16 protein-coding genes are annotated in these 23,077 nt (G+C 45.8%); 6 read left to right on the top strand and 10 right to left on the bottom strand.

The genetic code is table 11. The features are described from left to right. Positions 1-215: 215 nt before the first annotated feature. The gene (locus ACFOEE_RS18945; protein ID WP_377128146.1) at positions 216-1,331 is read right to left on the bottom strand and encodes a response regulator; all 1,116 of its coding nucleotides are present in this window, start codon (positions 1,329-1,331) and stop codon (positions 216-218) included. 155 nt (positions 1,332-1,486) lie between these two features. Between ACFOEE_RS18945 and ACFOEE_RS18940 the strand changes: the two genes are divergently transcribed. Beyond that, positions 1,487-5,176, top strand: a complete 3,690-nt coding sequence (locus tag ACFOEE_RS18940) for a response regulator (protein WP_377128143.1) — start codon at positions 1,487-1,489, stop codon at positions 5,174-5,176. A gap of 179 nt (positions 5,177-5,355) precedes the next feature. On the opposite strand, the gene ACFOEE_RS18935 is transcribed toward ACFOEE_RS18940, so the two are convergent. The 3 genes from ACFOEE_RS18935 to ACFOEE_RS18925 form a co-directional block, all read right to left on the bottom strand. Further along, on the bottom strand, positions 5,356-6,234 hold the full coding sequence (locus ACFOEE_RS18935) for a DMT family transporter (RefSeq protein ID WP_377128141.1): 879 nt from the start codon (positions 6,232-6,234) through the stop codon (positions 5,356-5,358). Positions 6,235-6,444: 210 nt separating this feature from the next. Then, positions 6,445-11,196 (bottom strand): WD40 domain-containing protein, encoded by a 4,752-nt coding sequence (locus tag ACFOEE_RS18930; RefSeq protein WP_377128138.1) that lies wholly within the window; start codon positions 11,194-11,196, stop codon positions 6,445-6,447. Positions 11,197-11,350: 154 nt separating this feature from the next. Further along, the gene (locus ACFOEE_RS18925; RefSeq protein WP_377128135.1) at positions 11,351-12,145 is read right to left on the bottom strand and encodes a M48 family metallopeptidase; all 795 of its coding nucleotides are present in this window, start codon (positions 12,143-12,145) and stop codon (positions 11,351-11,353) included. A 229-nt stretch (positions 12,146-12,374) separates the two neighbouring features. Between ACFOEE_RS18925 and ACFOEE_RS18920 the strand changes: the two genes are divergently transcribed. Beyond that, positions 12,375-13,544, top strand: coding sequence for a Bcr/CflA family multidrug efflux MFS transporter (locus tag ACFOEE_RS18920; protein ID WP_377128133.1), 1,170 nt, complete (start codon positions 12,375-12,377; stop codon positions 13,542-13,544). Between the two features lie 63 nt (positions 13,545-13,607). Here the strand turns inward: ACFOEE_RS18920 and grpE are convergent, their stop codons facing one another. Continuing rightward, positions 13,608-14,195 carry a nucleotide exchange factor GrpE gene (grpE, locus tag ACFOEE_RS18915; protein WP_377128130.1) on the bottom strand — a complete coding sequence of 196 codons (588 nt, stop codon included), beginning with the start codon at positions 14,193-14,195 and terminating at the stop codon, positions 13,608-13,610. A gap of 56 nt (positions 14,196-14,251) precedes the next feature. Continuing rightward, entirely contained in the window at positions 14,252-15,196 is a 945-nt protein-coding gene (locus ACFOEE_RS18910) for an HrcA family transcriptional regulator (protein ID WP_377128127.1), read from the bottom strand. Positions 15,197-15,283: 87 nt separating this feature from the next. Here ACFOEE_RS18910 and nadK point away from each other — a divergent pair, with 87 nt between their 5' ends. Together nadK and ACFOEE_RS18900 are read left to right on the top strand one after the other, a co-directional pair. Beyond that, complete coding sequence (nadK, locus tag ACFOEE_RS18905; protein ID WP_377128124.1) at positions 15,284-16,168, top strand: NAD(+) kinase; 885 nt, start codon at positions 15,284-15,286, stop codon at positions 16,166-16,168. 74 nt (positions 16,169-16,242) lie between these two features. After that, positions 16,243-16,815: a hypothetical protein gene (locus tag ACFOEE_RS18900; RefSeq protein WP_377128121.1), complete on the top strand. Its 573-nt coding sequence runs from the start codon at positions 16,243-16,245 to the stop codon at positions 16,813-16,815. Between the two features lie 42 nt (positions 16,816-16,857). Here ACFOEE_RS18900 and ACFOEE_RS18895 read toward each other — a convergent pair whose 3' ends face one another. After that, positions 16,858-17,247, bottom strand: a complete 390-nt coding sequence (locus ACFOEE_RS18895; RefSeq protein ID WP_377128118.1) for a DUF2750 domain-containing protein — start codon at positions 17,245-17,247, stop codon at positions 16,858-16,860. Positions 17,248-17,432: 185 nt separating this feature from the next. Between ACFOEE_RS18895 and recN the strand changes: the two genes are divergently transcribed. Further along, positions 17,433-19,103 (top strand): DNA repair protein RecN, encoded by a 1,671-nt coding sequence (recN, locus tag ACFOEE_RS18890; protein WP_377128115.1) that lies wholly within the window; start codon positions 17,433-17,435, stop codon positions 19,101-19,103. Positions 19,104-19,226: 123 nt separating this feature from the next. Here the strand turns inward: recN and ACFOEE_RS18885 are convergent, their stop codons facing one another. The 3 genes from ACFOEE_RS18885 to ACFOEE_RS18875 are packed head-to-tail and all read right to left on the bottom strand — an operon-like array spanning position 19,227 to position 22,607. Beyond that, a complete protein-coding gene (locus ACFOEE_RS18885) occupies positions 19,227-20,360 on the bottom strand; it encodes an ABC transporter permease (RefSeq protein WP_377128186.1) in 1,134 nt (377 codons plus the stop codon). Continuing rightward, a complete protein-coding gene (locus ACFOEE_RS18880) occupies positions 20,360-21,094 on the bottom strand; it encodes an ABC transporter ATP-binding protein (protein WP_377128112.1) in 735 nt (244 codons plus the stop codon). The genes ACFOEE_RS18885 and ACFOEE_RS18880 overlap by 1 nt, the downstream gene beginning before the upstream one ends. Positions 21,095-21,098: 4 nt before the next feature. Then, positions 21,099-22,607: an alpha/beta fold hydrolase gene (locus tag ACFOEE_RS18875; RefSeq protein ID WP_377128109.1), complete on the bottom strand. Its 1,509-nt coding sequence runs from the start codon at positions 22,605-22,607 to the stop codon at positions 21,099-21,101. Positions 22,608-22,699: 92 nt separating this feature from the next. On the opposite strand from ACFOEE_RS18875, the gene ACFOEE_RS18870 reads away from it, so the two are divergent. After that, positions 22,700-23,077 (top strand): GntR family transcriptional regulator, encoded by a 378-nt coding sequence (locus tag ACFOEE_RS18870; protein ID WP_377128106.1) that lies wholly within the window; start codon positions 22,700-22,702, stop codon positions 23,075-23,077.

The following is a 23,077-nucleotide window of genomic DNA, read 5'->3' as shown; positions in this document are numbered from 1 at the left end:
GCAGATAACATAGAACTTGTCGCGGCTCCCGCCAGTAGCGCTTTTCTACTTAGCGATTTGTTTGGCATCGCGCTGCTAAATTTTTAACTTGGCGAGGATAGAGAAAAGGACTCCACAACATAAGGACGAATGTCCGGTTTTTTCGCTAACTTATTGCTGCTCTTGATGCAGATCAAGCTTAAATGAGGCTTCACCGACAAAGGTCGCCAAACTCATTAGTCGATTTGGGTACATGGAACAGAAAATGACCACTCTACTCCGCGCGGGCCGCTGGTTACTGACAACGAGCCTTTTAATCCGCTGGTGATTAAATTTGCGGTTATTGCCGCACTTAACCCCATATGCCCCGCATTACCGCGTTTAGTGGTTGTAAATGGTGTCAGCATCTGCTCAACGTCGATATCATTTAGCCCGCTGCCATGATCATAAAAAGTCACATGCAAATGGTTTTGAGCACATAAAGCGCTTAAATCAAATTCTTGTTTGCCACTGTGATAAATTGCATTTTCAATCATGTTGTAAAAAACCAGTTCCAACATTTCTTCATCACAATAAATACTGAGCTGCGGAATCGCTTGTTTTACTTTGAACTGCGTGTTGGGAAATGCCTGCGCGAGCCTCAACAGCGCTTTATTCACACAAGCTTCCAGCGAAAAAGTGAGTTTTTGCGATTGCCGTTCAGCTAGAGAAATTGACTTCAGTGCTTCAACACAGTGCTTTACTTTGTTGAGGCTACGCTCGGTTAAGCTGATACAACTATTACCGCCTTCAAATGCCTGCTCTAAGTCGTTCGCATTTAGGATCTGCTGAGTAAATTTACGTTCAAGCCCCCCTACGATATCCGCTAAATGACTCATCGCAGTAATACCGGTGCCAAGTGGGGTGTTGATCTCATGGGCAATGCCCACCACCATTTGTCGTAGCCGCTGTGATACTGCTTGGCTGAGCTCTAACTGCTTCATATCTAATAAAGTAAATTGGGTGCGGACCCGTGCTAAAATCTCAGCAGGCCGATAAGGTTTAGTAATGTAATCCACTCCGCCTACCTCAAACGCTGCAACTATGTTGTCGGTGTCAGTTTGAGCGCTAACAAAAATAACTGGAATATGCTGCAGTTTCTCGTCTTGTTTTAGTTGCTGACACAGATCCAGACCTGAAACTCCCGGCATTTTGATATCGGTAATGATCAAGTGCGGCATATGTTCTTTTACCAACTTGAGCGCGATATTCGCACTCAGCGCTGCCCGCACCCGATAATTGGGTTGCTTTAAAATCAATTGCAACACCTGCAAGTTCTCGGGCATATCATCAACAATTAGGATCTCTCGCATCACTCTTCCCTTTAATTAGCGGTATTAGCAAGTGTTCAACGGCGTATTTGTCCTTTATCAGTCAAGGTGAAAAAATCCCTTATTGCAAGCAATCACTTGAGTAAATATGACAAGCAGCTATGTTTATTACATTGCTATCAACAAATCCTAACTGCATGTCACTAAGAAGTCTGTTAATCGCCCTGTTGTTAAGTGTCTTGATAGTTTCCTTCTCAGCTGCGCTCAATCAAATACGCAATAACTCAACTGCCACAGCCCATGTGAGTCCTATCGCGCAACACTTCATTGCACTAGAGGAATTACGCACGCTCGCTATGAGCGACGCTATACCATCAGAGGCCATCAAACTCAGACTGCTAGAGCGTAGTGCAGCGTTACTTGCAGCCATACCTAACTCAGATTTACCTAGTGCTACAACACAGCAGCTTCATGCGCAACTGCAAATGCTGCAACTAAGCGTAGAGAATACTCAAATTAACAATGGCACTGTCGTCGCCTTGCAAATACAGCTCGATACGCTTTTACAAAGCTGGCGTGACGCCGTATCCATCGCACATGCTTCCCGCGGGCTTGGATTATCAAGCAAAACGCTTTGGCTGCTGGTGAGCCTACTCAGTGCTACTGCGCTTGTGGTGTTCAGTGTGTGTTACTGGTTGCCTTTAAGCGCTTTTCAGCGCGCCATGACGCAGACTGAAAAAGGCAAAATTCAAACCTTGAGATTACCCCAGGTCCATTTCGGAGAGCTTAAACCGCTTAGCATGGTCATCAATAAGCTGTTACACACGCTTGATGACCAAGTTCGTAGTTCAACTTTGCTGACGCAGTTAAACGAACGATTTCGCACCGCTCATCAAGCTTCTGAAGTATGCGATATCGCGCTTAATTTTGCTGTTGAACAGCTACAACTGCCAAGTATTGCCCTTCTTAGATACGACGGCACAACACTCTCAACACTACGCCAAGTAGGTAAGGTGCCGCTGCTCGATATTGACAACCCGGCTATCCGCGGTGCTATTACAACTCAACAACTGCAAAGTTTTACCCCGACTAATGGCATACTGTCACTTTGTTATGGTGAGGACAAACTGTGCCTTGCGGTGCTATATGGGGTGCCACTAATCGCTGGTGAAGGCTGCGTTGGGGTGTTGTATGTGCCAAGCGTCAATGTGCTGAGCGAAAACGAACTGAAGTTACTAAAAGAAATTGCAAAAGATGTCAGTATCGCGCTTGAGCGCAGCAGTTACAGTGAACAACAACAACAAACTGAACAAGCGCTGGCACAACAACTTGAGCTGACCTATCACATTATTAATGCTATTCCCAACCCAACTTATTATCGCGACCCTCACGGCAAGTTTATGGGTGTAAACCGCTCATTTTTAGCTTTCTTAGATCAATTTGAAATTGAGGTAGTCGGTTCACATCTTAGTGAAGTATTCCCCACTATTACAGCCAATGAGTTTGCTACTCGGGCCAGCGACATACTGCAAGGCGGCCAAAGTCAACGCTATGAAATGCGCTGTCAGGATGGTCAGGGGCAAGCCCGAGATTTAGTGGTATTTGAAGCACCTTTTGCCGACAATGAGGGCCAGATCCATGGCATTGTAGGAATGTTCTTGGATGTAACCGAACACAATAAGATGCAGCAAGAGCTTATCAGCGCAAAAGAAGAGGCTGATCGCCTAACTAAAGTGAAAAGTGAGTTTCTCGCCAATATGAGCCATGAAATTCGCACCCCAATGAATGCCATTATCGGCATGGCGCACCTAGCATTACGTTCAGGGCTTGAACAAAAGCAGTATGATTACGTCAACAAAATTGACGTAGCGGCAAAACAACTACTGGCACTTATCAACGACATTTTAGACTTCTCAAAAATCGAGGCGGGCAAACTCGATATTGAACAAGCCCATTTTAACCTCGATAAACTCTTGGACAATGTTGCAACTATCATAGGAATTCGCGCCCAAGAAAGAGGTTTAGAACTTATCTTTGATATCAGCCCACAAATTAACCGTGATTATATCGGCGACCCATTACGCCTTGGCCAAGTGCTGATTAATCTTGCGGGCAATGCGGTGAAATTCACAGAACAAGGTGAAGTAACCATCAGTATCCATGAGCTAAGCAAAGATAATCACAGTGCTAAACTCAGGTTAGCGGTTAAAGACACTGGTATTGGTATGAGCGAGCAGCAACAAAAGGCACTCTTTCAATCGTTCTCCCAAGCGGACTCGTCAATCTCACGCAAATATGGTGGCACAGGTTTAGGTCTAACTATTTCGCAGCAGCTTATAAAACTGATGGGCGGTGAAATTCAAGTCAACAGCGTACCTGGCCAAGGTTCTGAGTTCCATTTTACGATTAGTTTACCGCTTGCCCAAGAGCACGGTATTAAGCAAACCAATTATCATTTTGACAAAGTCATTAAAGCCCTTGCCGTGGATGATAATTTGCAAGCATTACAAGTGACGCAAGGCATGTTAGAGAGCATGGGGGTAGACGTATTTGCGACCGACTCTACCGACGAAGCATTAAAGCAAATTGGCACAATGCAGCCCGATGTGGTGTTTGTTGATTGGCAAATGCCCAAAATGGATGGCTTAACCTTTATCCAAATGGCCAGGGCCCTGCCTAATTGCCGCAGCAAATTTGTGCTCATTACCGCCTATGGCCGTGATTTATTGGTCAAAGACAATGAAAAGGCGATTATCGACTGCATTGTGCTAAAACCGGTCAACCCTTCCTATTTGTATGATGCTGTGGTCAGCTGCGTGGGTGGCGTCGTGTCAACGGCTGCCTTTGACGAAGCGCATAAACAAGATAAATCTACTTTATTTGCCGGAATTTCCATCCTAGTTGCAGAAGATCAACCCATTAACCAAGAAATCGCCAAAGAAATCCTCAGTTACTACGGCGCCAAGGTCACACTTGCTAACAATGGCAAAGAAGCGGTTGAGCAAGTTAAACAGCAAAGCTTTAACCTTGTACTAATGGATATGCAAATGCCTGAAGTGGATGGAATTACCGCCACTAGAATGATCCGCAAGTTTGCCTCGATTGATGAACTGCCAATCCTCGCGATGACCGCCAATGCCATGAGTGAAGATATCGCAGCCTGCTTAGAGGCAGGCATGAACGGCCATATCGCCAAACCGATAGATTTAAAACAGCTGGAAGACAGCATTTTACAAGTCATTGGTAGCAATCTTCAGCCTGTGCCTGTTGAACTCAGCGAACCATTGCCCACTCACGTTGAAACGGTCACACAGCTGACGTTAGAAGGCATCAATATCGAAGAAGGGATTGAGCGCGCTGCGGGTAATAAACACATCTATCTGCAAATTTTAGAAAAATTCTTAAGCCAACAAACGGAAGAACTCATCAACTTGCAACAAGCCATCACCATAGGCAACGACGAACTCTGCAGGCATATTTTGCATGCCATTAAAGGCGCCAGTGCCAACTTATCAATGCAGTTTCTTGCCAATGAGTGTAAAAAACTCGAAGACCAACTCACTAGCAATAGTATCGACTTTGCGATCATCGATAACCTCATCCACTATATCCAAACTCAACTTAGCTCACTGCGGCAGTTTTTAAGTCACACCACCCACACCATCGTCACCAATGTCGACCAAGATAAGCTTATCAAAGAGCTAGAAATCGCTCTTAAAGACTACAACACCGATGCGTTAGATATTGCCGAGCAACTGGTGCCCCACTCGCAATTTGGTGCAGATGACGTAGAACAACTTAAATTGCTGATTGCACGGTTTGAATTTGATAAAGCCCTAAAACACCTCCATGCCGCAGAGCTTGATGTATTAAAAGCAAGGCATTAAGTCTAAGTGAATCAGTTCTGGGCTTTATTAAGTTTAATGAATCCGTAAATTTGATGACGAAGTAAATTTTAAAAAGTAGTAGATTTGAAAAAATAGATATTACTCAAACTGGCATCTGTGCCAGAAACATAAGGCAATAACGCCACACGTTTAGAGGTCTGTTACACCGATTGCCATGTTTATCTCTTTGCACTTTTCCAGCGACTGATTAGTACCATAAAAATTCCACCCAGCACCAGTATACATGCGAGAACCAACCGCATGCTGATAGCTTCAGCGACAAATAAAACCCCACCGATTGCCGCTATAACTGGGACTGATAACTGCACAACCGCTGCCTCAATCTCGGATAAGCCAGCTAATGCACTATACCAAATCGTATAACCAAGCGCCGAAGCAAACGCACCTGAAATCACAGCCAAAACCACGCCGTAAAGTGAAATATTCATTGCTGGAAAGGTAACTAAAACCAAAACTGCTACAAAAGGAACTGTGTACTTAAAATTTGAGGCAGTATCTCTCATTGGGTCAATTGAACCGCGACCAAACGAGGTATACATACCCCATGCAATACCCGATAGCCCCATTAACATAAACCCAGAAAGGCTAGGTGTAGTGAGTGTTGGGTACACTAAGTAAGCAAGTCCTGAAAATGAAATAAGCACCCCGAGCCACTCAGCTAAGTGCAACCTTTTTCCCTTCAAGACACTGGTCGCTATCATAGTAAGCTGAACGGCACCAAATAAAACCAACGCCCCTGTCCCAGTATCCAACGAAACGTATGCGTATGAGAATGCAATCGCATAAACAAATAGCATTAATGCAGCTTTCCAGCTACCCGCTTTTCTTTTGCCATTACTTGCCAACGGCTTACGCTTAAAACTCAATAAAACGAGAAACACCAAAACACCAGACAAGAGGCGAACCGCCGTAAAGCTAGAAGCATCAATAAAATCATCTTTCAACGCAATTCGGCACAACACCGAATTGGCCGCAAACGCAACCAATGCTGTGATGGTAAAACCTATCGTCTGAATATATGTATTGACTGTTTTCATCAAATAAATGCCTATTGGGAGCACCGCGCTTTCTGGCTGGTTGGAGCGAAGTGGAGTGCCCCACTCGCGAAAGCCTTTTTATAGGTCGAAACTCGAGCACTTAAACTTTTTTCATCTAACATTTTTTCGCCCTCTCAACGTTGTAGGCACATAAGCGCTAATCAGCTTACGTCAAGCTCCCTATTAGGTCGCTACAATTGCTCGCCAACATTAGTGAAGGCAAAACGGCCTTTGCAAATTTGCCCAGTTGGGGTGACGTGTTGGCGCTTCGACTTCATAGGTAAAACCATCCCCTTCTTTAACGGCTGTTACATAGCGCCACGCTTCACCACCCACTTTGACTATGGCGTTATCGACAAGCACAAAATAGCTATCTCTATGCACGCGAACCTCAATAGCGTGATGCCCATCATGTATGTGCACCCCGCCCGCCCAGCCAGCAAACGACAACACGTTACCATCTGGGTGGTAACTTAGGCAGTTTAGCCTACCTTTTTTTTGCGCAATCTCGCGCACCTCGAAACTTACAAGGTCAACGCTGCGCACAATCCCACCATCACCCACAAACGACAACGCGCTGCCATCCGGATGGTAACTTAAGCAGTATACCCCATCTTTTACTTGTGCAATCTCGCGCACCTCAAAACTTACAAGGTCGATGCTGTACGCAATCCCATAATGCACCCCAAACGACAACGCACTACCATCTGGGTGGTAACTTAGGCAAGTTACTATACCCTCTACTTGCGCAATCTCGCGCACCTCAAAACTATCAAGGTCGATGCTGCACGCAATCCCATCCCACCCAACAAACGACAACACGCTGCCATCCGGGTGATAACTTAAGCAAGTTACCCAATCTTTTGCTTGTGCAAGCTCGCGCACCTCAACATTTACAAGGTCTACGCTACAAACAATCCCATCACTCCCACCAAACGCCAACGCGCTGCCATCTGGGTGGTAACTTAAGCAAGTTACCCTACCTTTTACTTGTGCAATCTCCCGCACCTCGCCACTTGCAAGGTCTACGCTACGCACAATCCCATCCCCCCCTCCAAACGCTAACGCGCTGCCATCTGGGTGGTAACTTAAGCAGTGTACCCTAGCTTTTGCTTGTGCAATCTCATGCACCTCAAAACTTGCAAGGTTTACGCTGAAAACAATCCCATCACTCCCTCCAAACGACAACGCGCTGCCATCCGGGTGGTAGCTTAAGCAAGTTACCCTACCTTTTGCTTGTGCAATCTCCCGCACCTCAGAACTTGCAAGGTCGATGCTGCGCACAATCCCACCATCCCCCACAAACGACAACGCGCTGCCATCTGGGTGGTAACTTAAGCAACTTACCCCGTCTTTTGCTTGCGCAAGCTCCCGCACCTCACCACTTTCAAGGTCTACGCTGCAAACAATTCTTCCGTCCCCCGCAAAAGACAACACGCCGCCATCTGGGTGGTAACTTAAGCAACTTACCTCACCTTTTGCTTCTGCAATCTCTCGCAGCTCACCACTTGCAAGGTCGATGCTGCGCACAATCCCATCATCCCCCGCAAACGACAACGCGCTGCCATCCGGGTGGTAACTTAAGCAACTTACCTCACCTATTACCTGTGCAATATCGCGCACCTCGAAACTATCAAGGTCTACACTACGCACAACCCCCTCATCCCCCGCAAACGACAACGCGCTGCCATCCGGGTGATAACTTAAGCAAGTTACCCTACCTTTTACTTGTGCAATCTCCCGCACCTCGCAACTTGCAAGGTCTACGCTGCGCACAATATCATCCCACCCTCCAAACGCCAACGCGCTGCCATCTGGGTGGTAACTTAAGCAATGTAACCCATATTTTGCTTGGGCAACCTCCCGCACCTCAAAACTTGCAAGGTCTACGCTACAAACAATCCCTTCACTCCCCGCAAACGATAACGCGCTGCCATCCGGGTGGTAACTTAAGCAGTATACCCCACCTTTTGCTTGTGCAATCTCCCGCACCTCACCACTGGCAAGGTCGACGCTACGCACAATCCCGTCATCCCCCGCAAAGAACAACTCGCTGCCATCTGGGTGGTAACACAAGGCATTGGCATCGCCGAATGTGGGTAGCCGTAATTGCAAATTGTCCATGGTGTTTAGGCCTAAAGTTGGCATGTTAAAGTTTGCTTGGTTGTGACTACTTAGGCCAACGCTGAATCGCTCGACATATTGGCATTGCCAAAAGCGACCAAACTGCACGCTATTAGGTGCGCTTTGCAGCCTATCAAAGTTACAATGCGCAAAATGGCTTTGCATTATTCGTGCGCCAGCAAAGTGACTGTGCGACAAGTCAATATTTCGCCACAAAGATTGTGAAATCAAGCAATGACTAAAATCCGCACCACGTAAATCTAGCGTATGTTCAAAATTAACCTCTTGTAGATTTATACCTGACCAATTCGGATGTTTTGGTAATGTAAATGGCTGAGTTGTTCGATAAGCTAAGTACCATAGTTCAAATGCCAGTTGCTTATTATCATGCTCACTCGGTTGTTGTTGTAACCTTTGCCACTGGTTATCAAACTGCATCAGATGCTGTGGGTTGGTGGTTAAGCGCCAATCAATAAGAAATTGCTGGGTTTCTTGGTTGAGGCTTAAGCCGTGGTTCGCAACTTCATTGCCAAAAACATCAAAACCCTGTTGCCAGTTTGGCGGAACATTACGTACCAACTCAAATAGCCCGCAAGCTAAAAAGAATTCATAAAACGACGTATGAGCAAAGCGGTAATTGTCTTCATTATCTCTCACCAGCAAACAAGCATTAAATAGGTCTTGCAGCAGTGCTTTGATCCCCACTTTACCTTGTTGAATATCTATCTTTATTTGCGTAAATAGCCCGTAATTTTGCTCGAACCATGCGACCAGCAACTGTTGATTTAACTGGCTGGTTTTCTGCTGCCACATAAAAACAGCAAAACGTGCTAACAATTGAAACTTCTCGTCAGTGTCTATCCAGTGCTTTTCCGCATCGCGGGTCATTGCGCGCTGAAAGAGTTTACGATATAAGGTCGCCGCGTTAATGTTGCTATTGTGCTCCGCCTCTCGCATCAAGTCGGGAATAAGCTGACGGATAAACTGCAACATCACCGGTCGCTCAGACAACCCTGATAAATCATGGACTCGTTCAATAAACTGTACTGCTTTTTGGCCTTCCTTTTCGCCCAACCATTTAGCCAAGTAGCTTTGAATTTGTTCTTTGCTAAATGGCAGTAGATAGTAGGTTTGAAAATTCGCCACATCGCCAATCGTTTCGCCCGCATCATGACGGTAGTATAAGTGGCGAAATGCCGATTCCTTTTCAACACTGCTAAAAAAGTGGGTTCGACAGCTGATCAGTATTCGCGACCTATGTGGCACCCCTTCAGCACTGTGGGACGCTTTTCCTTGTAAGCGCAGTAAATCTTGTTGGTAAACCGTATTAGGAAATATCTCTACGATTTTTTTAAGGAGACCCACTTGCTGCTGCTCGTTGAGCTTTTGCCCAACTTCATCAAAACCATCAAAAATAAGTAGTGCCGGTTGCTTGTGCACAAAGTCGATGATTTTCTTCCCCTCAACGGGTTTGCCTCCGGTTGTGGATAACATGGTTTCAAGCAGTTTTTCTACCGGTGCATCGAGACTGCTGCCGACATTATTAAAGGCGTTGAGTAATTTTTTTAAGTCTAAATAAATCGGTAATACTGCTTCAGTATCACCCGCAGCTATTGCCTTATCATATTCCTTTGTCAGCTGGTTGGTGACTAATTGACAGGTTGTGGACTTACCCGCGCCAAAATCACCTAAAAGATAAAATAAACGAGTGCTCTCTGAAGTGGTGCTTAACGCCCACTTTGTTATATGGGGGACAATTTTAATCCCATATTGATGACTTATTTGTGCACCTTGCGCAGCAAAAAGCTCTTCCGGATTGGATAAAATTTTATGTTGCTTAGCGGCATACATTAAATTCCCACTCACTTCGTCTTGCTCATTAAAAAGCGGTGCTAAGTTTTTTTTTTGCTTAATAAAATGCTCGTAAAGCGTTACCACTATTTTTTCAACAAACTCGCCAATATCAGACTCATTTTCAGACTCTAATAGCTTTAAAAGCGTTGAGTAGTGAGCAGGAACCGCCGCCAGATTTTTTAAATAACGCAGATCCGCATTGCCTATTGGCGTGTTAAAAGGCGCTATAATCGCCTTTTTACCGTTAACGTTTGCACCTTGCTCAGTTAAAAAGAACTCGATTTCACGTTGACAGGGGTTGGAATGTAAATAGCCGTGACAATAAGGAACCACTACTGCACCAGATTGCTCACAGGCCAAATCTTGTTGACTCTGTTGATCTTCTCCTAATTCAAAGCCATCAACATCAATAAAGAGTTTTATCTTGGGTTCGTTTTTGTATTTAGCGGGTGGGGATTTCAGCGCTTGTTCTAACCGTGTTGCAAATTCCCTTTTCCTCTCGAGCAGCTTTTTTTGACCGCCCCAGCAGTAACTAAACATTACCTGCGGCGACATGCCCGTCATTGCATTACTCGCGGTGGACTCAATAATATGTTCAATATCTGGAGCACCAGATTCGTTGACGCGACGAATACTACCTACGGTTTCCTCGTCCAAAGATTGTTCGAGCAACTTAGCATCAAATGCGATTGTTAACGTGGCTTTGCTGTTTTCAAACTTAATCCCTGCCGGTGACTCGTCATCATTAAATACTAAATTCAACTGACTAATTCGCTTTCTGAAATTGTCGCTTGTTAGCGCCCCCGCGGATTTTTCAATCGCAAGCATGAGTTCCGTTTTGTTGAGTACAAAACTGTGCTGCACTTCAGCAAAGCGCATGAGTTCGTCAAGAAAGCCCTGTTGAGTTGCAGATAGTTCAGCTGCGCAACGCTCGCAAACAGAACGCATAAACTGCAGTTGTGATTTAAATAAATCAGATGACATAACGAATCCCTCTATAAGCACTTATTAGTACTATAGAAGAATAAAAAATATGCACAATCACGATTTTCACGTTTTTTCACACTTTCAGAAAATGTTATACGCTGAAATACGTGATAACCCCTGAACAAGCGAGCTTGCTCAGAGGTTATTGAAGTTACTTACACTGTGGCGCTTTACCTTGTTGTTTTGCGGCCTCGAAGGACGGCGTTACTTTAGGTAAATAGGCGGTAAGTTTTGCAATGCGGTTTTCTGGTGCAGGGTGAGTAGACATAAATTCAGGCTGGCGCTCGCCGCTTTGTGCCTGCATATTTTGCCAAAGGGCGATTGCACCTTTTGGATCAAACCCAGCTTTGGCCATATATTCAAGGCCAACTAAATCGGCTTCCGATTCATGGCTGCGACTAAAGGGTAAAATCACGCCAAATTGCGCGCCAAGGCCAAGTGCCTGCATAATTTCACCACGGTATTGCACATTACCCATTTGTAGTGCGGCGCCGCCTACTTGCATACCAGTTTGTAGTAAAGCATTTTGCGACATCCGCTCGTTGGCGTGCTCTGCAATCACATGCGCCACTTCGTGGCCCAGCACTGCGGCCAGTTGCGATTGGTCTTTAGCAACGGTTAATAGGCCAGTATGCACCCCAATTTTGCCACCCGGTAGTGCAAACGCGTTGGCGCTTTCATCTTTAAATATCACCACTTCCCAAGCTTGATTGGCAAAATTTGCTGGCAGTTGTTTAATGATATTGTTCGTTACACAGTTAACATAGCGGTTGACATACGGCTCGTGTTCAATTGGCATGGAGGCTTTCATTTCTTGAAAGCTAGCTTGCCCCATTTCGGCCATTTGGTTTGATGAAAATAAGGCGATTTGATTTCGACCTGTTGGAGAGGTTTTACACCCTGCTAGTAGCGCCACACACAGCGCACTTAAAAGCCATTTATTCATGATATTTCCATTGTCTAGTCTGCGTTCTCTCAGTGTAAAAGTAACTCTAGCTGTGCTCAAGTGACAATCTCAGATTACAGGGGAATTATCCTTGTTTAGTCGGCTGCCATTGAATTTATGGCGATAATTTGCACTTTATCGCAACCAAGTGGTTACTATCGAAATGTCGGCATTGCTATGCGGTAATCTGGTATAATCCGTTTTTCTCTGCGCTTTTCTATATTTCCTTATGAACAACCGTATTTTGTTGCCGTTATTGGCCAGTATTGTCGCGATTACGCCACTGGCTGTGGATATGTATTTGCCTGCCATGCTCACTATTGCCAATGAACTCAATACCAGCATGGAAAACGTCCAAGTTTCGTTAAGCCTTTACCTCGCAGGCTATGCTTTAGGCATGCTGGTGTTTGGGCCTCTTGCCGACCAATATGCTCGACGAAAGCTGGCGCTATTTGGTTTGGGCGGGTTTGCGCTCACGTCAGTGGGTTTAGCTTTATGTACTGAAATTGAACAGTTTTGGCTACTGCGCGTATTGCAGGCTTTTACTGGCGCGGCAGCCACTGTGGTGGTGCCCGGTATTGTGCGGCATTTGTATCAAGAACATACCGCTAAAGGTATGTCGTATGTATCTATGATCATGATGATTGCCCCCTTAGTTGCCCCTACCGTGGGCGCGGGGTTGATGGTGTTGTGGCACTGGACGGCGATTTTCTGGGTACTGGCCGCGTATGCACTCCTCACGCTCATTTGGAGCTACTATCAGCTCATCGATATTCCGTTAAAACCTTCGTCTAAACGTGGCCTTGCACTGTTTATTGACAACTACAAAGTGGTGCTGGGTGAACCTAAAGCCCGTTTCGATATCATCACTTCTATGGCGGTATCGTTTGGCTTCTTTTGTTTTTTAACCTCAGTGCCGTTTGTTTATCTTGAATATTTCCAAGTGTCAGAACAATGGTTTGGCGTCTTGTTTGCGTGTAATATCATTGCATTAACACTAGGGAACTTGATTAATACCCGCCTCGTGACGCGGCTTGGGTCACGTAAAATGCTGTATTTAAGTTTAGCGCTTGGTTTAGTCTGCGCACTACTTCTTAATGCGGTCAGCTACTTCCATTGGGGGCTGTATCCAACCGTATTTACTATTGCGCCACTGATGATGTGTTTGGGTGTTATCGCCAGTAACGCAGATGCGTTAATCCTTTTAGCGTTTGAGCATAAATCTGGCACTGCAACGGCGGTGATTGGCACACTGAGATTTGGCAGTGGCGCTTTGGTCGGCCCGCTGTTAGCGATTATTCAACCCCAAGATGCGAAGGCGTTTTCGGTCATGATGTTGGGCGCAATTGTGCTCACGCTGTTTGCACAATATCGCCAAAAACAACAAAGCCTCCAATAAGGAGGCCTTGTTTTACGCTTAACTTTGTTTCGCACTTAAATTAGCGCTTAGGATCTTGAGCGCTTATTCAGCGGCTTTTGATACCATTACCATAGCTGGGCGTAATAAACGACCATTTAAAGTGTAACCTTTTTGCATTACCGCAAGCACCGTATTTGGCGACACATCGTTGCTTGGTTGCATTGCCATAGCTTGGTGTAACTCAGGGTTAAATGGTTGGCCCTGTGGGCTTACCGCTTCAACACCAAACTTAGCAAGCGCGTCTGCAAAGCTCTTGATGGTCATTTCGATACCTTCCAGAGTCGACTTAAGTGCCTCGTTTTCTTTATCAGCAAACTCGATGGCACGCTCTAAGTTATCCACCACTGGCAATAATTCGTTAGCAAACTTTTCTAGCGCAAACTTTTGTGCTTTCTCAACATCAAGTGCAGCACGGCGGCGCATATTGTCCACTTCTGCCGCAGCGCGTAACACGCTGTCTTTTTGCGACTCAATGGTTTGCTTCGCAGCTTCAAGCTCAGCATAAAGCCCGGCTATTTCTTCTTCTGCACTTACTTCTGATACGATTTCAGCATCTTGCTGCGCGTCTACAGTCTCAAGAATTTCTTCTGCTTGATCTTTTTGTAGTTCAGGATTTGTCTGCTCAGACATGTAAAACTTCTCCAATTCTGACGAATGCCGTAATTATGGGGATTGATCTTCTGGTTTCAACCCCTAATTTCACCAATGACATTAAATTCTGTGATTAAAGCTTCTAACTGGGCGCTGCGTGGTGCGATGATACAAAAACGGCTTTGATATTCGTGATTCACAAAATACGGTACGCTCAATATCAAACAGTCGCGGAATTCCTCGCCTGGTAAATCGTGTGGCAGTAGCACCGACACACCATTTTTTAACGCCAGTTTGTCTTCCACCCAATTGAGTAGCGCGACGCCAATATTCAGTTCGGTTTCGATTGCTAATTGATTATAAAGATGACGCTCACCTACCACTATGCTGTTGTCACTGCCTAGTTGCTGCGCCAGTTGTCGCGTCCACTGCGCTAATGAATCACGACATTGTGCGGGCGCTGTGTTGGCCATGGCACGCATACGATGTAAGCCTTCAACTAAGTTTTGCTGGCTAAAGACGGTATTAAGCCAAGTAGCAAACTGATAGCGCAGCGCATCACTTTGCAAATTGGGCTTATCAATACAAATGTTGCTCGACTGCCCTTGTCTATCAATAAGCAGTACCAACCAACTATCGCCGTCAAAATCTAGTACTTCAACTCGAAACACCTGCTGGCTACTTACCTGCGGCAAACCTACACAGCAGCAAACCTTGTATTTTTGCGCCAAGGTATGAGCAAATGCTACTAACTGGGTTTGTTCGGGTTGCCAATATTGCGCTAATTCCGATAACGCAAAATAGCTTTCAAACCAATATTTGAAACCGGCTTCAGTCGGCACGCGCCCAGCCGAGGTATGAGGAGAATAGAGCAACCCAGCTTTTTCTAACCGAGCCATCGCATTACGAATAGTCGCAGAGCACACCGACATTCCGGTATGTTTTACGAGCCGCGATGAGGCAACAGGCAATCCTTCACCATCACAGTAAAGGTTCATCACCGCAGAAAAAACGAGCTGGTCTTTTGCACTTATGTTCATATTCTTGTTATTTGGGCGTATTTTTGATTTTCAAGGTACAGCAATATCGGTTACGCTTAAGCTAAGCACAGTATATGACAAAACATCATGACCACACCTTTTAAAACCATCGGGCTGATTGGTAAACCCAACCACGAAGGCGCGGCGTTGACATTACACCGCCTCTATACCTTTTTGCAAGCATTAGGCTGCGAGGTGTTTGTTGAAGAGCGCGTCGGCGTCAATCTTGAGGCTATCCCAACTTCCAGTTTACTTGATTTAGTGAGTCTTGGTCAGCGCGTTGATTTAGCGATTGTCGTAGGTGGTGATGGCAATATGCTGGGCGCCGCAAGAGTACTGGCAAGGTTTAATGTCGCCGTGATTGGCGTAAACCGAGGTAATTTAGGGTTTTTAACAGACTTAAATCCCGAGGGCTTTGAAGCCAGCTTAGAGCAAGTGCTACGCGGCGAATATATTGAAGAATCGCGATTTTTACTGGAAGTCGAAGTTTATCGCCATGAAGAGCTGAAAAGCGCCAATGCCGCCGTTAATGAAGCGGTGTTGCATGCGGATAAAGTCGCGCACATGATAGCGTTTGAAGCCTTTATTAACGATGACTTTGTATTTTCGCAGCGCTCAGATGGTTTAATCGTTTGTACACCGACTGGTTCTACTGCCTATTCCCTCTCTGGTGGCGGGCCCATTTTAACTCCGGAACTCAATGCTATGGCGCTCGTGCCTATGTTCCCACATACGCTCTCAAGTCGTCCGCTGGTGGTCGACGCAGATCGCACCATTCGACTTAAACTTAGCCTTGAAAACACCGATAGCTTACAAGTGAGTTGCGACAGTCATGTGGTGTTAGCTGTCTTACCTGGGGACGAAGTTGTGATCCGTAAAGCGGAACGCAAGTTACGTTTAATTCACCCAAAATCATATTCTTATTACAATGTGTTACGACAAAAGTTGAATTGGGGCAGTCAATTGTTTTAAGGTATTGCGAGTGCCCTGCTTTTCACGCAAAATAGCAGATTAACAGTGTAGTTATTTTGGGTAATTTAATCACAATGAATGTGATAGTGTTAGTGACCGTGTTTTTGCTGATCACGATTTTAGGTGTGTATTTAGTGGTGGAAAATAACCGCCGCAAAGCCATTGAAGCAGAAAAACGCGCGTATAATGAACGGGTCAGAGAGCTGCATCGTCATTTTAAAGCTCGCCTTGCTGAATTCGCAGAAGCACGAATTGTACGCCCTAAATATTTACCTAAGCTCCAGGCCATTATCAGCAATTTTTTTGTGGTGCAGCCGCACAACGAAGAAAACTTATTACATTTAGAAAAAGTGACAGATCTTTTCCTCGCCACTGTCACTAATGAGTTAAAAAAGTGCCAAGTTACAGGTCGATTTGATGAGTTAGCGGAGCAAATGCAGTACTTTGTTGCTGAGCTGCCAAATACTGGCATTGCATTTAACCGCGCGTTTTATCACGAAATTCTACCGGCCTTGATTGTGGTGATCCGCACCTCAGATGAGCCTTTACCACATGTAGAAGCAACCAAACCCGCAGAGCCAGAGGCAGCGCCCGAGCAATTTATCAAGGCTAACACCACCAAAGCGCAGGAGTTAGTCAACGATTAAGCAACTGCAAGCCAAGTACATCCTTAGCTTGCAGCGGCACAATTAACGCTTCGCCATTTGCTGCGCTAAGGCGAGATCAAATTCATCTGGATAGACAATCAAGCCATCTTCATCTGGTAACGGAAAAATCGCGATAGCAAGCTCATCGTCGGCTAAACCATCAGTCCATTTTTGTTGCCACTGTTTCAAACTGATAGCCTGCGGTGTACAATCCTGCCACTCGCCCGTTGCCCATAGCGCTGCAAACTCTTGGTTTGGCCACACCGGCACACAATCTTCGTCATCACTGTTTAGCATCACACAGCCATGCTCGTCGGTGAGGATCCAAAGCTCTTCGTTAGCGACAACTTCACGCAGTAAAAATTGGTAGCGCTGCTGATTGTCATTTTTCAAAATGGCATTCAGACGGTCGTCATTAAGCGGGTTAACCATATCAGTCTCCTTAAGTAGTTAACGACATTATATACGCTTCCAAACTGAAGTAGCAGCGCAACGCGATATGTTTGTGCAGAGCCAACGGCAGCAATAAAAATATTCCTCGCGAGGTAACAAAATTCATTTGCCAAAAATTATTTTACTGTATAAATTAACAGTAATTAACTGGATGGATAAACAGTATGTTGGTTAGTCTCGAAATTCAAAATTATGCAATTGTCAGTGATCTCAGTATTGAATGGCAGCGTGGTATGACGGCCATCACTGGAGAAACTGGCGCTGGTAAATCTATTGCGATTGATGCTTTGTCTTTATGTTTAGGTGAACGTAGTGATGCCAGTAGTATCCGTCCAGGTGCCGAAAAAGCTGAGATAGCAGCAGAGTTTGAAGTCAAAAACCTGCCAGCTGCCCTTGCTTACTTGCAAGAGCACATGCTCGAGGGTGAGCAAGGTGAATGTATTTTACGCCGTGTAGTGGCGAAAAATGGCCGCAGCAAAAACTACATCAATGGTGTTGCCGTCACTGCGGCACAGCTCAAGGATTTAGGTCAGTTACTCATCGCCATTCACGGCCAGCACGCCCATCAACTGCTATTAAAAAACGACCACCAATTACTACTTTTAGATGCTTATGCCGGACACGACGAGCTGCTAAAGGCGGTAAAAAGCCACTATCAAACTTGCCAAAAACTCTATAAAGAGCAACAAACCTTACTTAATCAGCAGCAACAGTTAGCCGCTCAAAAGCAATTGTTGGAATACCAAGTTGCCGAGCTTGACGAGTTTGCCTTGCAACCGGGCGAGTTCGAAGAAATTGAAACTGAGCACAGCCGTTTAAGCCACAGTCAAACCATTTTGGAAACCTGTCAGCGCGAATTGCAATATTTGTATGAGGCAGACGACCACACGGTACTTAGCCAATTGCAGCATGCATGCTCACAGTTTTTTGAATTAGCGGACTACGATAAAGCCCTCGAACCGATTGCCAACATGTTGCAAGATGCCTGCGTGCAAGTCGAGGAAGCCAGTCGCGAAATTCGCCATTACAGCGCCGACTTAGAGCAAGACCCTGAACGTTTAGAATTGCTCGACAACCGTATGGCACGCACCTTAGATTTAGCACGCAAGCACCACGTAAAACCGGAATTACTGGCCGAACATCATCAGCAATTAATGCAAGAGCTGAACAATATCGAAGCCAGTGACTCGCGTTTAGATGAATTGGCGGATGAAATAAAAGCCGCATTGCACCAATATGAAGTCGCCGCAAATGCCTTAAGTAACAGCCGTACAAATGCCGCGCAGACCTTAAATGGCCTTATCACGCAAAGCATGGCAAGCCTTTCAATGGCGCAAGGTAAATTTGCAATTGAACTGACACCGCGCGCAAACAGTAAGCCTAACGTGCTGGGGTTAGACGAAATCGAATTTTTAGTTTCGACTAACCCCGGTCAACCTATGCAGGCACTCGGCAAAGTGGCATCGGGCGGCGAACTGTCGCGGATAAGCTTAGCTATTCAAGTGATTATCGCTCAGCGTGTCACTACCCCTACCCTAATTTTTGATGAGGTAGACGTTGGTATCTCTGGCCCAACTGCGGCAGCGGTGGGTAAGTTGCTACGCCAACTAGGGCAATCGACCCAAGTGATTTGCGTAACCCATTTACCTCAAGTTGCAAGCTGTGCACACCAACAGTTTTTTGTCTCTAAATTTAGTGATGATCAGACTACCTTCACTAGCATGCAAGCTCTTGATGACAGTGGCCGAGTAGAAGAGATTGCGCGCTTGTTAGGGGGGGATGTGATCAGTGCCACCACCCGAGCGAGTGCCAAAGAACTGCTGACTGCGCACTAACCTAAAAATAACTAACAAGCCCATTCAACAAGAGGCTTGTTAGTTTCGGTGTGCAGGGCAATGAGCTTCCTCTGCCCTGCTCGATTAAGTTAAGCCGCTGATATGCGCAGCGGCTTTTACAGATTAAAGGCCAAATACCACTTTCTCACTACGTAGCTGTTTGCTGGTGATCCAAGCCAACACGGCCGCAATCGCCAAGGTTGCCAGTGAAGCACTGAGCAATTCGGGCATAGCTAAGCTATTACCTTTAATGTAGGCTATCAAAGCTGATTGCTGACCGCTTACTGGCAACCAACTTAACACATCACCACCTAAGTTGTACGAGCGTGCCATTGATAAGCCCACTGGCAGTAATAACACCATGGCAAGGTAAGATTGTGCCTCTTTAAATGTTTTTGCTAAAAAGGACGCAAACACCATAATACTTGCTGCCATCGCCGCTAAAGGTAAGCCGATTAACAATGCAAACAGGATAAAGTCCACATTCAAACTGATACTAAAGCCTAACTCTTCCCACGGCACCATAGGGTAAACTAACTTAGAAACCAGCAGTACCAAGAGTAGTGAAACCATACCGAGTGTCGCTATAGAAGCAATTTTCGCAATCACAATTTGTAGTGTCGACACCGGATGGCTCAAAAGTAACGACAGCGAATTGCGTTCACGCTCGCCCGCTGAGCTGTCTATGGCCAGATTCATCGCACCATAAAATAAGCTTAAGATGATCGAAAGCGTTGCAACACCATACATTAAACCGGCTTTCGAATCTGGGGTGGCTAGGTCTTGTTTATTGAACTCAAGCGGCTGCACAATATTAGGGTCTATACCACGAGAGATCAGACGTAGCGATGCAATTTGAGCGCTATAACGCTGCAACTCATTTTCAACCCGCTTTAAACCATCCCGCAGTTTTTCATTGGCGTAATCCGCTTCGAGTGTCACCATAGCTGGGCGACCTTGGTTCATGTTCTCACGATAATCTGAACTTATATTCAAACGAATCGCCTTAGTGTCTTCCCCATGCCCTTGCTCAATCCCTTTTGTGCGTAAGTAACTGACTAAAGCTGGCGCGTGCTCTGCACCTTCAATGGTGATTTTCAAATTGGACGGTGCCAAAGTGTTGTTGATCATCGCCATAAACAGCAAGCAAAACAAAATTGGCCCACCAATCGCGAAATAGACACTTGCCATCAATGAACGCTTGTCGCGACTGGCGTCTAGCACTTCCTTTTTATACAGAGTATGTATGGCCTTAATCATGCTGCTATCCCCTCATCCGAACCTATTAGTTGAATAAATGCTTCTTCCAAATTCTGACACCCAGTTAAATCACATAACTGAGCTGGTGTGCCTGTTGCCACCACTTTACCTTTGGCCATCACCACGACTTGGTCGCACAGGGCTGCAACTTCTTGCATTACGTGGCTTGAAAACAACACGCAATGCCCTTGCTGTTTAAGCTCTAGCAAGATATTACGCAGCTGCCTGGTACTCATGACATCTAATCCGCGGGTTGGTTCATCAAGGATAATATTGCTTGGACTGTGTACTATGGCTTGCGCCAGCGCAGTTTTCATTCGTTGTCCTTGCGAAAAGCCCTGACAACGGCGGTCAGAAATATCCAACATATGCAGTTGTTGTAAGGTGCGTTCTGTCGCGGTTTTGACATCACGGCCCGACATACCTGATAACTCAGCATAAAATTCAATATATTCCCGTGGTGTAAGGCGGTCGTATAAACCACAAGGATCGGGAAATAAACCCAGTTGACGTTTCGCCGCAATGGGTGAAGTCGCAACATCAATACCATCTATGCTAGCGCTACCAGAGTCCGCTTTAAGCAAGCCAAATAAAGTGCGTAAACAAGTCGTTTTGCCCGCACCATTGGGGCCAAGCAAACCTGTGATGGTGCCATTTTGTGCGCTGAAACTTAGCCCATCTAAGGCTTGTACTGAGCCAATACGTTTGCTGAGATTGTTAACTTCAATCATGACTTCACTCCTTTATTACGCTAGGTAAAGCTTCAACGCTTTGAATGTTCAAAAAGAATTGCTGGTGAGTTTGTTTATCTAAACAACTGGCGTCGATTTTCTCGGTGCTAGCTGAATCAATAAACTCGCCAACTAGTTTGTCTGCACAGCTTTGCATGGCGACGATATGCGTCGCCCCTTGCGCGACAAAGTGTTTTGCATTGGTCATTTTCACCATTGCCAGCTCTGCCCAACTTGGTGGCGTTGCAGGATCTAATCCACCACTTAATAGTAGCGTCGGAATGTCTGTGCTAAGCGGCTGATAAAATGCCTTATCAACGGGCTTCACCTGTAATATTTCACAGCCGACGCTGAGTGTACGCATCATTTGGCCGCCGAGTGGCGTACTCACGGTTTCTTGATAAGCTGCTTGATTTTGCTGATATAACGGCCAATCTTCACCACATACAATGCTATTGTGCATTCCCATCGCAATGCCTTCAGCAACATCATTGCCAGACATTAAACCCAGCAATGGGCTATAGTTCCCTTTATTCGCCTGATAGATAGTCAAAGGGATCAAGGCGCGACTCGCTTTGCTGTAAAGTGCCATGCGTAGCGCAGAATATAATTTGTTGGCAGAAACCACGAATTGCTCTTGCTCACCAGTACGTGGGTGCAATACTTGGGTTGTAACGGTCTCTTGTGCAAGCTTTGCCATGAGCTGCTGGTAGTCGGCCTGAAGCGTAGGATAACTTGCGTGACACGCACTATCTTGCTCACAGTCACGAAATACCGCAGCGAGTGCCTCTTCTACAGCCGTGCCGATAGCCAATAGACTTTGTTGCATCGGCACTACGCCGTCTAGCGTCATGGTTTTTACATGAGCTGGATATTGGCGCGCATATTCTTGGGCAATACGGGTGCCATAAGAACCACCATAGAGGTGCAAGCCTTTTACTGCTAAATATTCGCGTACCGCTTCAAAGTCGGCCGCTGCAACCGGCGTGGTAAAGTGACTTAAGTCGACCTGCAACTGCGCTAAACAGGCTTTAGATTCTTGCTCGACATCGGCAAGTAAAGTTTCAGGGTCATCCGCATATGCCATAAGTTCGCTAAGGGAAGGTGTATCACACTGCAGTAACTTAGACTTCCCCGTCCCACGCTGATCAACCAATAAAATAGCGCGTTTTTGTCTTGCGATATGGAGCGCCTTATTAAAAGCACCAGCAATTTCCGTTGCCGATTGCCCAGGACCACCTGCAAATGCCAATACCATTTCATCTGGATGCGCATTTTTAATCGCCGGAATAATGGTGAAATGCAAGGCAAATTCACCATCCTGCGGGTTTTCGGAAATCGGTCGCATAATGCTACCGCACAGCAATCTATCGCTCATTCCTTTGGCATAACATGGGGTTAATTCGGGCGTTTGCGGTTTGGCAAGATCTGTCGCCAATGCTTGATACGACCCAATTAAAGGTAAAAGTGCAATACTCAAGCGGCTGATCCTGTTGAATACTTTATTGTTCATTCTTGACTCCTTATTGCATTTCACACTCGGTGTGTTAATCTCATACTGAGTGTATCAGTGTATTATTGTATTAATACAGTAGAGTTAGATTAATGCTAGACTTAATTCATGTCAACCCCAATTCTGGCGATCCGATTTATCGCCAACTTCACGAGCAAATCGTGCGGCTCATTGTGGGTGGTCAATTGCCATCAGGCACTACCTTGCCTTCAGTCCGCACCATAGCTGAGCATTTCTCGGTAAATCCCATGACAGTGTCACGGGCTATTCAACAACTTGTTGAGCAAGGTTGGCTGGAGCGTCGTCGCGGTCAAGCAACGCAAGTGGCAGAGCGTCTTGCAGCAACAGAGCAACTCAGTACAGATTTATTACTACCTGCCATTGACGGACTAATTCAACAAAGTAAACAGCTTGGCTTTGATATTGAGCAGGTCACAGTCGCGATACAAAAACGCTGGGAAGAAAACTAA

It is taken from the genome of Pseudoalteromonas fenneropenaei (genome assembly GCF_042643375.1).
Classification (GTDB): Bacteria; Pseudomonadota; Gammaproteobacteria; order Enterobacterales; family Alteromonadaceae; genus Pseudoalteromonas; species Pseudoalteromonas fenneropenaei.
Note: the sequence above shows the minus strand (reverse complement) of the source record. Positions and strands in the feature narration are given on the sequence as shown.

Bases quoted from the DNA above. Each gene is read 5' to 3' on its own strand.
- ACFOEE_RS18945 (WP_377128146.1), bottom strand. From the start codon at position 1,331: ATGCGAGAGATCCTAATTGTTGATGATATGCCCGAGAACTTGCAGGTG.
- ACFOEE_RS18940 (WP_377128143.1), top strand. From the start codon at position 1,487: ATGTCACTAAGAAGTCTGTTAATCGCCCTGTTGTTAAGTGTCTTGATA.
- ACFOEE_RS18935 (WP_377128141.1), bottom strand. From the start codon at position 6,234: ATGAAAACAGTCAATACATATATTCAGACGATAGGTTTTACCATCACA.
- ACFOEE_RS18930 (WP_377128138.1), bottom strand. From the start codon at position 11,196: ATGTCATCTGATTTATTTAAATCACAACTGCAGTTTATGCGTTCTGTT.
- ACFOEE_RS18925 (WP_377128135.1), bottom strand. From the start codon at position 12,145: ATGAATAAATGGCTTTTAAGTGCGCTGTGTGTGGCGCTACTAGCAGGG.
- ACFOEE_RS18920 (WP_377128133.1), top strand. From the start codon at position 12,375: ATGAACAACCGTATTTTGTTGCCGTTATTGGCCAGTATTGTCGCGATT.
- grpE (WP_377128130.1), bottom strand. From the start codon at position 14,195: ATGTCTGAGCAGACAAATCCTGAACTACAAAAAGATCAAGCAGAAGAA.
- ACFOEE_RS18910 (WP_377128127.1), bottom strand. From the start codon at position 15,196: ATGAACATAAGTGCAAAAGACCAGCTCGTTTTTTCTGCGGTGATGAAC.
- nadK (WP_377128124.1), top strand. From the start codon at position 15,284: ATGACCACACCTTTTAAAACCATCGGGCTGATTGGTAAACCCAACCAC.
- ACFOEE_RS18900 (WP_377128121.1), top strand. From the start codon at position 16,243: ATGAATGTGATAGTGTTAGTGACCGTGTTTTTGCTGATCACGATTTTA.
- ACFOEE_RS18895 (WP_377128118.1), bottom strand. From the start codon at position 17,247: ATGGTTAACCCGCTTAATGACGACCGTCTGAATGCCATTTTGAAAAAT.
- recN (WP_377128115.1), top strand. From the start codon at position 17,433: ATGTTGGTTAGTCTCGAAATTCAAAATTATGCAATTGTCAGTGATCTC.
- ACFOEE_RS18880 (WP_377128112.1), bottom strand. From the start codon at position 21,094: ATGATTGAAGTTAACAATCTCAGCAAACGTATTGGCTCAGTACAAGCC.
- ACFOEE_RS18875 (WP_377128109.1), bottom strand. From the start codon at position 22,607: ATGAACAATAAAGTATTCAACAGGATCAGCCGCTTGAGTATTGCACTT.
- ACFOEE_RS18870 (WP_377128106.1), top strand. From the start codon at position 22,700: ATGCTAGACTTAATTCATGTCAACCCCAATTCTGGCGATCCGATTTAT.